The sequence below is a fragment of the Streptomyces sp. NPDC037401 genome, from assembly GCF_055602345.1.
The window spans coordinates 63,857-76,804 of the sequence record NZ_JBVJWO010000016.1; the positions used below are offsets into that span (position 1 = coordinate 63,857).

The following is a 12,948-nucleotide window of genomic DNA, read 5'->3' on the forward strand; positions in this document are numbered from 1 at the left end:
CCCCGCGCCGTCATCGGACGGCCGGAGCCCGGCTCACGAGGAGCCCCTCCACGGCATCGGCTGCCGCACGGGCACCACCGGATTCCGTGATCTCGCGGCGCATCGCCGCGACCGCGGCGGCGATGTCCCGGTCGGCGGAGACGTGCCGTACGGCCTCCCGGAGGCTGGGGCCCGTTGCCTTTTCGCGTGGCAAGTGGACTCCCACTCCGAGGTGCTCGATCTGGGCCGCGTTGACCCGCTGCTCGGCCATCTGAGGGACGGCGACCAGCGGGACCCCATGGGCCAGCGCCTCCATGGCGCTGCCCATCCCCCCGTGCGTGACGAAGGCCGAGGCCTCGGCAAGCACCTCCAGCTGCGGGACGCTGGCGTGCACCTCGAAGTTGTCAGGCAGTTCGCCGAGTTCGGCCATCGGCACGTACGGACCGAGGGACATGACCACGTGCCAGTCGCTTTCCCCGAAGGCCTCAAGACACGCGCGGTAGAACGCGGGGCGGCGGGTGAACTGGGACCCGAGGGAAACGTAAAGCACGCGCCGGTCGGACGCGGGCCGGCGCCAGCGGCCCTGGAAAGCTCGGGGTGACAGGGCGGGGCCGACGTAGTGGCAGGCTCCGGCCACGACGGTCTGCGGCCTGCGCTGGAAGGAGCGGGGGAAGAAGGCCACCACGTGCCGGGGGGCCAGGGTCAGTTCGTGGACGCCGCAGGAGAATCCGTGGGATGCCAGCGCCGCCGCCAGCCGTGCGAATCCGGGGATCTGCGAGATGTCCTCCAGGCCGTACATCTCCTGTACGACCCCCTCGTAGGCAACGTGGGAGGGAGCCAGGTGCACCATCGGCACCCCCCAGCTGTTGGCCAGCAGGGCACCAGCCCACGCGTACACGTCGTACAGGACGATGTCCGGGCGGTCCCCTTCGAAGGCCGTGGCCAGTTCGCCGACGGCATCCAGGCTCAGCTGGACGGCCTGGGCGGCGCCGAGCACCATGTCCTCCGGCGCTTCCCCCTGGTGCGGGGCCCGGTGCACGACGGGCGTAGCGCCCGCGGCACGCACCTGCGGCTCGAATTCCTGCGTGACGGCGTAACTGACGCGGTATCCACGGTGTACCAGTTCCTCGACCAGCGCCAGGGTGGGCAGTACATGGCCGGGTTGCGGGACGTTGAAGACCGCCACATGGGGGACGGATCCGGTGCCGGGGCCGGACTGCTCCGGGATCGGGGTGTGTGAGGACATGGTCACTCTCCTGGCGGTCGGACGTCCGGGGTGCGCGGATGCGGGGGCGGGGCAGGTGGAGGCTGGCTCGCAGTGGGCAACGAGGCGCAGGGGCAGTGGGGTTGCCGTGGCGGGGAGGATCACCTGATCGGTGCAGCGAGCGCCGGACTACCAGGGCGGAGGTCCCTCGGCTGCGGTGCCGAGTCTCCGCCTATCGAACCCACCAGGTCGCGTCCGGGTGCCGTGCTGCTGTTACCGTGTCACCCGTGATCACGTTTGGTAGTCATGGAGAAGCTTTGCGTGATGCAGCGGGCGGGGCGGGGAGGGCCCGTGTCGGTGACACCGTCGCGGGCACGGTCGACGCCCTGTTGGCACAGGCATCCTCCGGCGAAGACCCCTACCCCGCCTACCGGGCCCTTCGGGAGATGGGCCCCGTGCTCCTCACCGGCCGCGGCGACCTGCTCGTCGTCGCCCACCAGGCCTGCGCGCAGGTGCTGCGCGACGGAGCACGGTGGCGGGCCCCGGGATCCGTGCACTACGAGAGCCGACGTCCGACGAACAGCGTGGCGTACGGGCTGCAGCAGCTCTACCGTACGTTTCTCACGCTGGACCCGCCCGCGCACACCGCCCAACGCGCACCTCTTGGAGGGCATCTGAACGCGAGGGCGGTGGCCGAGGCCGGACCGGTCATCGACCAGCTCGCCTCCCGGCACGTCGACGCGCTGTTCTCCTCGGCGTCCCGTCCCGGCGGGGGCGACTTCATGTCTGCGCTCGCCGGCCCCTACTCCATGCAGGTCCTCTGCCACACCCTCGGGCTGCCCCCCGAAGACGGGGACCTCCTGCGCGCCCCGGCCGCCACTGCCGCCCATCTGCAGGAGCCCACTCCCACACGGCACCAGCTGGCCGACGCCGGGCGGGCCATGGCCGTGCTGGTCAACCACATGGGAGACAGACTGGCCCAGGGCCGTGTCGGCCGGTCCGGGATGCTCTCCGCCCTGGCGCAGGCCGAGCAGCGGCCCAGCACCGGCACACCGCTGCCGGAGGGCTACGCGGCGCGCACGGCCTCGCTGCTCCTCATCGCCGGCAGCCCGATCGTCTCCACGTTCCTCACGTCGGCCGCCCATACCCTGCTCGGCCGTCCCGAGCAGGTCCGTCGGCTACTCGCCCGCCCCGACCGGATCGCCGACGCCGTGGAGGAACTCCTCCGCTTCGACCCGCCCATCCAGTTCCTCCAGCGCATCGCCGCCCATGACGGCATCTTCCACGGACGTACCGTTCACCGGGGACAGCGCGTACACGTGGCCATCGGGGCCGCCGCCCACGACCGGGCCGTGGTGCCAGACCCCGATCAACTACACCTGGACGGCCCGCGGCCGCGGCACCTCTCCTTCGGCTCCGGCATCCACTACTGCGCCGGGGCCGGCCTGGCACGCCGCGAGATCGCCGCGGTGCTGCGCGCCCTGCTACCGCGGATCGGCGAACTCTCGGCGGCCGGTCCGCCTGCCCGACGCAAGGGGAGCACGCAGCGGCACGTGGAGAAGTACTCCGTCACCGTCGCCCAAGCGTGCCCGGCGCACCGGCCCTTCCCGGTCCCCCGCCCGCCCCTGCCCGAGAGCGGCTCGTGGCAATCGAGCTGGAGGACCTCGAACGCCACGCAGTAGGCCGGCCGGCGCCGGGCCGCGGTCCACCCCGACGCCCCAGCCGGCGCGGAGCGCCATTCGAAGGTGCCGTAGACCACGCCGATCCGCGTGTCCGGATCCGCCCACGGCAAAGAGTCCACCGCAGTGAAACCGTCCGGAAGATGACCGAGGTCAGCTCCCGGTACGCCACGCCGGACGAGCTCGCGTGGGCCATTGTCTGGAGGCCGCCGTCGACATGAACGCCTACCGCTCGCTCCTGCGCGAGGCCGCCGCCACCGATCTCGCCCCGCACCACGTGCTGCGGCAGCTGGCCGCGGCGGACGAGAACCGGCGTCCGGCGACCTGCCTCATCGTCCGTAGGCGTCCGTGAGGTCCTGCAAAGTCGCCGCCGTGGTACCGCGGACCTCCAGGTGGCCGGTGAAGGTCTGCCTTGTGGCCGCGCGACTGGTGAAGGCTCACCCCCACCTGGACGCTGACGTGGGCACGGGGCGGTGCTGACGGCGTACGACGAGCTCAGGTACGCACGAGTGCGTACCTACCTGCCCGTCCTGATGGAGCGCCGGGCCCAGGACCTCCTGCCCTCCGATACACACGGCGAACGCACTGCCAGACCCGGCACGGATGCGGACACGCCTCGCCGGCCGAGAACCAGCCCGCCTCCAGACGGTGCCAGGAGGCAGTGAGCAGTGAGCAGGCAGGCAGGCAGGCAGGCAACAAGGCCTGCCTCGGCCGTACGCCCCCACCGCTGAATCTCGGGCGCTCGGCGGTCACGGTGCGGGCTCGATGTACCACAGGTGCGGGCGACGGAGGGGTGATGCCCAAGCGGCGCGTGCAGACCACCATGGCGTCCTGGCCGGCGCCGAGGCCAACGCCATGGCGGCAAGAACTCGGCTTGTCCCGGCCATCGCACGGGTTGGTACCGCAGAACATCGACAGCCCCATGAAACGCCGACGACGACGCAGCGCCCGCAGCAACCGTGCACGGCAGGCGAACGGCGGACTACCGCTCCCCGTGCGCCGGGCGAAGGACTCCCGCGCGGCCTGCCTCGTGCCGCGAGGCACCGCTAGCGTCAGCCGTGCAAGGCGACGGCGGGCACGTACTCCAGGGGGCACGATGCAACGACGTACACGAACCGGATGCCGGACTCTGGTCGTTGGCACTGCCGCGGCCGCGGTGCTGACCGCATGCTCCGCCACAGACGGTGCGCAGCAGGCCGACAGATCCAGGAAGCCGTCGGCCTCGGCGGGCGGAGGGCCGGGGCAGCGGAGCTCGGTGGCTCCGTCCGTTCTGCAGCAGCTTCGGCAGATGCTTCCTGCGGAAGGAGAGTTACCGGCAGGCTGGCACTCCGGACGCGGAAGGGCAGCAGGCTGGCGGGACACCGCGGACGCCATCGCGGAAGCAGGCCCGCGGCAGTGCCGAGTCCCGCCCCAGGACGTCGGCACACGCGCCCGCAGCACGGACGTGGTGACCTTGAGCGTGGGCAACGGCGGTGCCGGCGACGGCGCCCACATTCAGCTCACCGCACTGAACAAGCGGAGCGCCTCACGGAACCAGGCCGCGGGCCGGACCATGTGGAAGTGCTTTCGCCCGACGGATCCCGGCCCGGGAGACGAGAGCATCAGCTTCACCACCGGACGGTTCCGCCACGTTCTGATGCGCGTAGGCGGCACCGAAGCACTCGTCCACACACCGAAGGAAGGCAACAACCCCACAGCCGAGCAATGGGCCACCGTCCTGGAACAGCGCATCCGCTCAGTCCTCGCACGGCAACACCCCTCCGCCCGGATCATCCTCCCCTAGGCACTGTCTGATGGCCCTTTGATGAGGTCGCGGAGCCAGATGACGATGGCTGCTGTGGTCAGGGTGCTGTGGAAGATGTAGTCGCGTGTGTCGTAGGGGGTCGCGATTGCCCTGTGCTGTTTCAGCTTGCCGATGGTGCGTTCGACGGTGTTGCGCTGGCGGTACTGCTCGCGGTCGAAGGCGGGTGGGCGGCCGCCGGCCCGGCTGCAGTCGGCGGCGGTTGGCCGTTGGTCGTCCGGCTGTGCGATCGTGGCTTTGATCCCGCGTTTGCGCAGGTAGGCGCGGTTGGCTCGGCTGGAGTACGCCTTGTCGCCGCGGGCCCTGTTCGGTCGGGTGCGGGGCGCCCGGGCCCGGGCCGGGACACCTTGAGCACCTGCATGAGCGGGATGAACATCGGGCCGTCCCCGCGCTGGCCGGGCCAGGTGAGCCAGACCAGGGGCCGGCAGCGGTCGTCGGCCAGCAGGTGGACCTGCTGGTCAGCCCGCCCCGGGAGCGTCCCAGGGCCTCACGGCCCTCTTCGTGCACCTCGCTGGTCGGGAAGCCCTGACTGTCGGGCCGACCGCACCGCAGCCCGGTGGGTCCCGCTGAGGCGCACCGGTTCGCCTCAGCGGGATGTTCAGTGGTTCAGGTTCAGCGGGTGCAGCTGATCGCGGCGTTGGCCGAGTAGTAGCCGGGCGCGAGCCTGTAGGAGTTGGCGTAGAGGAGCACGCACTGCTCATTGGTGAATCCGCTGATCAGCGCGCGCTGACGGGCCATCTTCTCGGCTTCCTGCTTCGCTTCGTTGGGGCTGTTCTCGTACGCCCAGCCCGTGAACGGCTGTGTTTCCTGCGCGCCGGCAACTGCTGCGTGTGCGACGGTCGGCGTGAACGCCGCAAGGCCCGCGATAACGATGGCAGCGGCACCCCGGATGAGTATCTTGGTCATGCTGGAATCCCCTCTTGATGGAAATCGGTCTGATTCAGCGCTGGCAGAACAGGCTGGCGACCGCGGCATACACGCCACCGCCGACCGACTTGACGTCGGTGGCACGGACATGGCACTGGCTCGCCTGCCAGCCGGCCGACTGGGCGTTCGTGTAGGCCATTCGGACCGCGCCGTCCACCGCCTGGGACGGCGAGGTGCCGATCCCGTTGCCGGTGAACGTCCTCACCTCGGGCAGGACGGCGCTGCTGTACGTGTGCTCGGCTCCCTCGACGGCTCCGGCCGGAGCCGCCTGGGCGGACGTGACACCTCCAACGAGGCACGCCGCCGCGGCAAGGACTACGGCGATGGAACGCAGACGTAACGCGGACGAACGGCTCACTGGATCTCCTGGATGGTCGCTTCGATGGACACCGGAACGGTCAGCACACACGACAGGGGCCCATGTCATACGCCGTCCCATGGCACATGGCATCTGAGTCCGAACCGTTCCACTACGAAAAAGCCGGCTTACTCTCGATGTCGGACACGCCGTCACCGCGAGATGCTTTGCCTCACGGCCCGCGAGCGCGTTGGGTCGGTCGGCGGAAATGCCGAGCCCCGGACCGGCCGTGACCCGGCGTCCGACCGTTCACTGCGCGACGGCGAGGACGAGAGCCGCGCCGGCCAGTCCCAGGAAGGCACCGGGGAATGCGATGTTTCGGAGGACGCGGGCCCGGACGTGGAGGGCGACGGCACAGATCATGAAGAGCACGAGCCCGGTAGCAGCGGCGATCCCGATGGACCGGAAGCCCAGGAGCCCGAGCACGAGCCCCACGGCTCCGGCCCCTTTCAGCAAGCCGAGCACCGGGAGCCAGGAGTGCGGGACGCCCACTTCGGCCGCGTTGGCGAGGACGAACCGGGCTCTCGCGAAGTTGGCGACGGCCTCCCAGGCGTTGACCAGGACCGTGACGGCGGTGACGCACAGGTAAGCGATGAGCATGCCCGAGCTCCGTTCAGCACACCGGGGGTGGGCCGACGGTCGGCCTCCCCTGCGAAAACCCTCGCTCCGCTACCCTCTTGGCGTCCAATACCTGCATCGATAACCTGGCGGCATGGACGTCCACACCCGATTGCTGCGTTACTTCCTCGCAGTGGCCGAGGAGGGGAACCTCACCCGCGCGGCTGAACGGCTGTTCGTGTCCCAGCCGGCGTTGACCAAACAGATCAAGCAACTGGAAACCCTGCTCGGGCTGACGCTGTTCACCCGGTCCCGCGCCGGCATGGCACTCACCGGCCCGGGCCGCGCCCTGGCGGAGCGGATCCCCGTGCTCCTGTCCGACTGGGATCAGGTCCTGTGCGATACGAGGACCGCGGCCGGCCGGGCGGCCCGCGTCCTGCGGATCGGCTACCTCGCCAGCGCAGCCAACGAAACCACCCCGGGCATCATCGCGGCGTTCGCCCGCCGTCGGCCGGGGTGGCGGGCCGAGATGCGGCAGGCGTCGTGGTCGGACCCGACCGCCGGACTCGCCGACGGGGACGTCGACGTCGCCCTCCTGCGGCTGCCCTTCCCCGGCCAGGACGCCCTGCGCGTGGAGGTGCTGTTCACCGAGCCCCGCTGGGTCGCCCTGCCCGCCTCCCACCCGCTCGCCGCGTGCGAGCGGATCCCCTTCCGGGACCTGTGGGACGAGCCGTTCGTGGCAGCCCCGCCCGAAACCGGCGCGTGGCGGGAGTACTGGCTGGCCACCGACGAACGCGAAGGCCACCCGGTCCGGGTTGGGGCCGTCACCGACCAACCCGACGACTGGCTCAGCGCGATCGCCAACGGCTACGGCATCGCCCTCGCCCCCGAGTCCTCCGCCCGCTTCTACGCCCGCCCCGGTATCACCTACCGGCCCGTCAGCGGCCTCAGCCCCAGCCGGGTCGGCGTCGCTTGGGTTCCCTCGAACGACACCGCCCCCGAGGTCCAGGACTTCGTACGCTGCTGCCTCGATACCCGACCCGACCAGGGGTGACATGCTGATGGCTCGCAACCCGAGGAAGGCCCGGCGTCTCGTTGCCGACGATGACGCCTACAGGTCGTCGGCGCGTCACGCCCACCGTGCGGGGCGCCGACTGCCACCGGCTCGCCGTCGAGTCGGCACCATAACCCAGGACCTCAACCTGGCGCTCGACGATGACGCACTGGCCACGACGGGGTGCCGGTCGGCATCCTGACTCGTTCCACACGCAGTTCGGGTCCGAAGCAGCGGCCCGCGGTCTGACACCTCGCGGCGTGGACCAATGCCGCCAGATCCACGGCGAACCTGGGACGCCTCGGGCCATGTCGCCGACGATCCCGTTGGCATCACCGCCTGCACCGGCGCGACCGGGATCGGCCATGGCGTGGCGGGTACCGTCGAACTCCTGCGGCGCAGTCTCGTTCCCGGCGGCATGATGCTGATCGGCGAACCGTACCGGCGCCGCAAGGCCGAGGACCAAGCCACCGTCGAGGGCTGTCACATGGCCCGCAAGGACGATCTGAGAGCACATCAAGAAGGCATTCACAAAGTCGGCGGTGATCCTCCGAGGGCCGTACCGGCAGCCCCGCTGGGACCGCTCCGCCACGGGCCCGTAGCCGACGCGTCCCCGGCTCCGCGCCGGCCCGCGAATGGGGGATGCCCACCCATCGTGTCCGGTGTCCTGCCGTCGCGGGCCGGTACGGCCCAGCAGGCGGTGCTCCTGGCCGCGGACGGCGGTGCGCTCCCGGCTTGCTCCGAGTGGAGCCCACGAGTGGTGGGCGTCTCCCCTCGCCCGCAGGCTGACCTACGCAGTGCCCGCGCCGGCCACGCGGCAGCGGGCCGAGCCACGCGGTGTGCGCCCCCGCCGGGGTGGCCGCGGACGTGAGGAGAAGCGAGATCACATGACGGAAGAGGACATCAGCGCGGGCTGTCTGCCGCCCGTCCGAAGGAGCGGCAGGTCCGTACGGAGGAGGGAGCAGCCTCCGTACACACGGCGACGCTTCCGGGGCGCGCGCGAAGTGCGCACCGGGGCGGCGTTCGTCGCGGCAGGCCTGGCCTTCCTCGGTGCTGTCGCCCCGACAGCCAGCAGCGCCGTGCCGTCGGCCCTCCGCGAACCACCGCGGGAAACCGTGGCCCGGTTCGTGCCCGGTCCCTGCCCGGACACGCCCGACCCCATCCCCGGTCGGTGCGGGTTCCTGGAAGTGCCGGAGAACCGCGCCCGCCGCACCGGACGGACCATCCGGCTGACCGTCGCGATCATCCCCGCCACATCGTCCACGCCCGCCGCGGACCCGGTGGTGTTCATGGAAGGGGGACCCGGCGGTGACGCGATCGGGGCCATCCCCTTCCTGATCTCCTCCGGTGTGAACCGGGACCGCGATCTGATCGTCATGACCCAGCGCGGCGCCCTCTACTCGCAGCCGAACCTCGCCTGCCCGGAGATGGACCGGTTCAACGCGACCGCCGTTGGCCTGCCCTACGACGCGCCGTCCACCGGGCGAGGGCTGGTACGCGCGGCAAAGGAGTGCCGGGACCGCCTGACGGCCGAGGGAAACGACCTCACGGCCTACAACACCACTGAGAACGCCGCGGACTTCGCGGGCCTGCGCACGGCCCTGGGCATCAAGAAGTGGAACGTCTACGGCTACTCCTACGGTACCGACCTGGGTCTCACCTACCTGCGTCGGCACCCCCAGGGCATCCGCTCGCTGGCGATCGACTCGGTCGTTCCGCCGCAGATCGTGAGCCTGCCTTGGGCCTGGGACAGCGCCCAGGAGGGGATCAACGCGATCTTCTCGGCATGTGAGGCCCAGCCCGCCTGCAACGCACGCTACCCCGAACTCTCCCGCACGCTCACGGAGCAGGTCCGGCGACTGGAGGCGAACCCCCTGACGCTGACCGTGCCGCCGCCCGGTGGCGGAACCCCGGTGAGGGTCGTCCTCGACGGGGGCACGCTGGTGAACCTGCTGGTCACCAACGGCCGACTGGTCCCGGCCGCCGACGTCCCCGCCGCGCTCTACGAGCTCGCCAACGGCAATCCGGAACGTCTCGCGCGGGCCCAGGCCGCCGGCGCGACACCCGCCATCGGCGAGTTCGCCCACGGGCTGACGCACTCGGTGGCCTGCGCCGAGTGGGTCCCGGGCTTCTCGAAGCGCGACGTGCTGAAGGCGGGGCGCCGGGCCTTCCCCGGATGGCCGGACTCGGTGCTGGCCCACGCACCGCAGCTGCCCTTCGAGCACGACCTGTGCCGCGTATGGAACGTCCCGGACCGCACCGCGGTCCAGCGGGTGGCCACCCACAGCAAGGTGCCCGCGCTCATCATCACCGGGACCTTCGACGCGAAGACCGGGGCGAGCTGGGGGCCGTTCACCGGCCGTACGCTGCCCCGCTCGACCGCCGTGGTGGTTCCCGGAATCACCCACTGGGTGGTGCCGCAGGAGCCCTGCGCCGCGTCGGTACTGCTCTCCTTCCTGGCGCGGCCGACCGCGCCCGACACGCGCTGCGTGGCGGGGGTTCAGCCCAAGCCGTTCACCATCATCCCCTGACCCGGAGGACGCACGATGTCCCCTCGCACGACCCGTAGGCGCCCGGCGCGACGGCTCCCGGCAACGCTGGCCGGGGCCACGGCCGGTGCCCTCGTCGTCGGCCTCGCCGCGTTGCCCGCGCACGCCGATCCCGGCAAAGACGGCCCGATCGGCACGGTCGCCCGTACGGTGGGCGACGCCCACTTCGAACCGGGACCCTGCCCCAGGACGGCGGATCCGATCCCCGATCTCGCCCGCGCCCGCTGCGGCACCCTCACCGTGCCCGAGAAGCGCTTCTCTCCCAAGGGCCCCAGGGAGCCCCAGGGGCCCAGGGGCCACGAGGGACGCAAGATCACCCTCGCTGTTGCGATCATGCCCGCGGAGAGCAGCAGCCCGGCTCCCGACCCGATCGTGTGGCTCGCCGGCGGACCCGGCGACGACGCGGTGTCCGAGATCCCCATGGCGCTCGCCGGCAACCTGAACCGCGACCGCGACGTGGTCTTCATGTCGCAGCGCGGCACCTACTCGGCCGACCCTGAGCTCACCTGCCCGGACATCGACGAGTTCAACGCCCGCGCCCTCGGCCTCGTCTCCAACGCGCCGTCCACCGGACGCCTGCACGTCGAGGCGACCCGGGCCTGCCGCGACCGGGTGGATGCCAAGGGCGCCGACCGCAGCACCTACAACGACATCGAGAGCTCGGCCGACTACGACGCCCTGCGCAAGACGCTGGGCGTCAGGCACTGGAACGTCTTCGGCATCTCCTACGGCACCCACCTGGCGCTCAACTACATGCGCCTGCACCCCAAGGGCATCCGCTCGGTCGGCATCGACGGCGTCCTGCCGCCGTCCATCGCCGGCGGGGCCGTGACCTGGAAGGCCGCTCGCGAGGGCTTCGACGGTCTGTTCAAGGCCTGCGCGGAGCAGCCCGCCTGCAACACCCGGTACCCGAACCTGAAGGCCGCCTTCCTCCGGCTCGTCAGTGAGCTCGAGGCCCGACCGATCACCACCACCGTCACCGTCCCGGTGCACCCGGAGCCGGTCAAGGTAGTGCTGGACGGAGCCAACCTGGTCACCTGGCTGACCTCCGCCACTCACGTGCCGGCCGGGGTTCCCCGCTCCATCGACGAACTGGCCCACGGCAACCCGCAGCGGATCGCCGAGCAGCTCGCGGGCGGCAGGTACAGCCCGCAGGCCATCGGAAGGGTCGCCCACGGGCTGGTCTACGGCATCTTCTGCAGCCAGTGGACCCCGTACGAGAGCAGGGACGACGTGATCCGGGGCGGGCGCCGCGCGTTCCCCTCGTTCCCCCGTTCGATGCTGGCCAACGCCCCCCAGCTCGCCTGGCTCCACGACGACTGCCGCGCCTGGGACGTTCCCGCGGCACCGCCCTCCGTCCGGGACGTGACCCGCAGCGACATCCCGACCCTCCTGTTGTCCGGCGGGTTCGACGCCCAGACCGCGCCGAGCAACGGAGCGTACGCCGCCCGCACGCTGAGCCGGTCGACCGCCGTCACCGTCCCCTACGTCGCCCACGTGGTCTTCGCCGACTCGCGGTGTGCACAGACGATCACCACGTCGTTCTTCGAAACCCCGGCCAGGCCGGACACGGGATGCCTGGCGGGCCTCCAGCCACCGCAGTTCGAGATCGCGCCGTAGGCACGCTCGCGATCGTCCCCAGGCCCCCCCACGCGGCCCCGCCCTCCCAGGAGCGCGGGGCCGCCTCATAGCCCTCGCCTTTCCCCGCGGTCCTGCACCCGGCCGGCACCGGAGGCCCCTGTCAGGGCCCGCCGCTCTACGAGGCCCAGACCTTCCCTCCCCCACCTCGTCACCACTTGGCCCGGCGCCTCCCCCACCTGCCGCCGGCCCGCTGCGCCCTGCGAAACCAGCTGCCGTGCACTACCGGGCTGCGTCCTCCGAGTGCAGTGCCGTGCGAACCCCGTTGATGACCACCACGATCAGGCAGAGGGCGATGATCGTCTCGGCCCACAGGAAGGCGAACCAGTCCAGCACGCAGCCGATCGGGGGTGTGCCGGGCGCGATGTTGCGGAACGCCGCGAGAGCGATGGTGGCCCCGGAGGTCTGGAGGCGGAGATCGGCCACCCGGGCGCCCCCGTCCGCCTCGCCGACGGACCCGCGCGGCGTGACCCAGACCCGTAGTGTCAGCTCTCTGGCCGTAGCGTCGACGCGTTGCACGTTGGTCTCCACGTCCACCCGGTCGGCGGCTGCGGGGCCGACGGTGTGGACCGTGTCGACCGACTCCCGCTCGGTGAACTGCAGCCACGAGCCCACGGAAACCGCCACCACGATCAGGGCCAGGATGGGCAGCAGGACCGGCAGGATCGACGCCCCGGGGCGGCGTGGACGAGGTGGGTCCGGCAAGGGGTCCATGGTGACTCCGACAAGGCGGGGAAGGAAGCAGACTCGTCCGGCCCGACATGGGGAGCGGACCTCGCGCCGACGCGGTGCGGCCTCGGAGATCTCATGCGGGGCGGGCCGTATGACGCGGCCCGCCTCCCATGGTGTCTGACGGACAACAGGGTTACGGGTTGTCACCACGCCACGTGCACCCGAACGCACCACCCCGTGGCGTTGCAGCTACGCGCACCGCCCGAACCGTTGAGACCCGGCCTGTCAGGACCCACCGCCGATGTGGGCAGAGGAGCGAGCCTCGCACGCGCAGGCACAGCATCCACGCGGTGATCGCCGTGGCCGCGGCTACGAGATCGACCAGAGCGTTTCGCGTCGGCCAGAGCTGCCAGGCGCGGGTCCTGTGTTCTGGGGCTATGCGAGGGTTGCTGCGAGCGGGGATCGGGGTTCGCGGCCCAGGAGCTGACGAAGGTCACCACCGGTTCGGGACATGAATCCGGCAGCGATG

Annotated in this window: 13 protein-coding genes and 1 pseudogene; 8 read left to right on the forward strand and 6 right to left on the reverse strand. The window is 71.3% G+C overall.

Annotation, left to right across the window (positions count from 1 at the left end; genetic code table 11):
* Positions 1–10: 10 nt before the first annotated feature.
* Positions 11–1,225 carry a macrolide family glycosyltransferase gene (locus ACZ7H1_RS19060; protein WP_470788041.1) on the reverse strand — a complete coding sequence of 405 codons (1,215 nt, stop codon included), beginning with the start codon at positions 1,223–1,225 and terminating at the stop codon, positions 11–13.
* A gap of 275 nt (positions 1,226–1,500) precedes the next feature.
* Between ACZ7H1_RS19060 and ACZ7H1_RS19065 the strand changes: the two genes are divergently transcribed.
* From ACZ7H1_RS19065 to ACZ7H1_RS19080, 4 genes are all read left to right on the forward strand, one after another.
* Positions 1,501–2,865 carry a cytochrome P450 gene (locus tag ACZ7H1_RS19065; protein WP_470788043.1) on the forward strand — a complete coding sequence of 455 codons (1,365 nt, stop codon included), beginning with the start codon at positions 1,501–1,503 and terminating at the stop codon, positions 2,863–2,865.
* A 184-nt stretch (positions 2,866–3,049) separates the two neighbouring features.
* Positions 3,050–3,214, forward strand: coding sequence for a SpoIIE family protein phosphatase (locus ACZ7H1_RS19070; protein WP_470788044.1), 165 nt, complete (start codon positions 3,050–3,052; stop codon positions 3,212–3,214).
* Positions 3,215–3,335: 121 nt separating this feature from the next.
* On the forward strand, positions 3,336–3,527 hold the full coding sequence (locus ACZ7H1_RS19075; RefSeq protein WP_470788045.1) for a three-helix bundle dimerization domain-containing protein: 192 nt from the start codon (positions 3,336–3,338) through the stop codon (positions 3,525–3,527).
* A 788-nt stretch (positions 3,528–4,315) separates the two neighbouring features.
* Positions 4,316–4,645, forward strand: a complete 330-nt coding sequence (locus ACZ7H1_RS19080; RefSeq protein WP_470788046.1) for a hypothetical protein — start codon at positions 4,316–4,318, stop codon at positions 4,643–4,645.
* Here ACZ7H1_RS19080 and ACZ7H1_RS19085 read toward each other — a convergent pair.
* From ACZ7H1_RS19085 to ACZ7H1_RS19100, 4 genes are all read right to left on the reverse strand, one after another.
* Positions 4,642–5,091 (reverse strand): transposase, encoded by a 450-nt coding sequence (locus ACZ7H1_RS19085; protein ID WP_470788202.1) that lies wholly within the window; start codon positions 5,089–5,091, stop codon positions 4,642–4,644. The two genes, ACZ7H1_RS19080 and ACZ7H1_RS19085, sit on opposite strands and share 4 nt — an antisense overlap.
* Positions 5,092–5,275: 184 nt before the next feature.
* On the reverse strand, positions 5,276–5,569 hold the full coding sequence (locus ACZ7H1_RS19090; RefSeq protein WP_361763542.1) for a hypothetical protein: 294 nt from the start codon (positions 5,567–5,569) through the stop codon (positions 5,276–5,278).
* 34 nt (positions 5,570–5,603) lie between these two features.
* Entirely contained in the window at positions 5,604–5,948 is a 345-nt protein-coding gene (locus ACZ7H1_RS19095) for a hypothetical protein (protein ID WP_361763539.1), read from the reverse strand.
* A 249-nt stretch (positions 5,949–6,197) separates the two neighbouring features.
* The gene (locus ACZ7H1_RS19100) at positions 6,198–6,548 is read right to left on the reverse strand and encodes a DoxX family protein (RefSeq protein WP_470788047.1); all 351 of its coding nucleotides are present in this window, start codon (positions 6,546–6,548) and stop codon (positions 6,198–6,200) included.
* A 112-nt stretch (positions 6,549–6,660) separates the two neighbouring features.
* On the opposite strand from ACZ7H1_RS19100, the gene ACZ7H1_RS19105 reads away from it, so the two are divergent.
* The 4 genes and pseudogenes from ACZ7H1_RS19105 to ACZ7H1_RS19120 all read left to right on the forward strand — a co-directional run bounded on the left by ACZ7H1_RS19105 (position 6,661) and on the right by ACZ7H1_RS19120 (position 11,729).
* Positions 6,661–7,560 (forward strand): LysR family transcriptional regulator, encoded by a 900-nt coding sequence (locus ACZ7H1_RS19105; RefSeq protein ID WP_470788048.1) that lies wholly within the window; start codon positions 6,661–6,663, stop codon positions 7,558–7,560.
* A 295-nt stretch (positions 7,561–7,855) separates the two neighbouring features.
* Positions 7,856–8,044, forward strand: a pseudogene (locus ACZ7H1_RS19110) (SAM-dependent methyltransferase); the annotation flags it as partial.
* Between the two features lie 703 nt (positions 8,045–8,747).
* Positions 8,748–10,091, forward strand: coding sequence for an alpha/beta fold hydrolase (locus ACZ7H1_RS19115; protein ID WP_470788050.1), 1,344 nt, complete (start codon positions 8,748–8,750; stop codon positions 10,089–10,091).
* Positions 10,092–10,106: 15 nt separating this feature from the next.
* Positions 10,107–11,729, forward strand: a complete 1,623-nt coding sequence (locus ACZ7H1_RS19120) for an alpha/beta fold hydrolase (RefSeq protein ID WP_470788052.1) — start codon at positions 10,107–10,109, stop codon at positions 11,727–11,729.
* Positions 11,730–11,969: 240 nt separating this feature from the next.
* Here ACZ7H1_RS19120 and ACZ7H1_RS19125 read toward each other — a convergent pair whose 3' ends face one another.
* Positions 11,970–12,461, reverse strand: coding sequence for a DUF4436 family protein (locus ACZ7H1_RS19125; protein WP_470788054.1), 492 nt, complete (start codon positions 12,459–12,461; stop codon positions 11,970–11,972).
* Between the last annotated feature and the right edge of the window lie 487 nt (positions 12,462–12,948).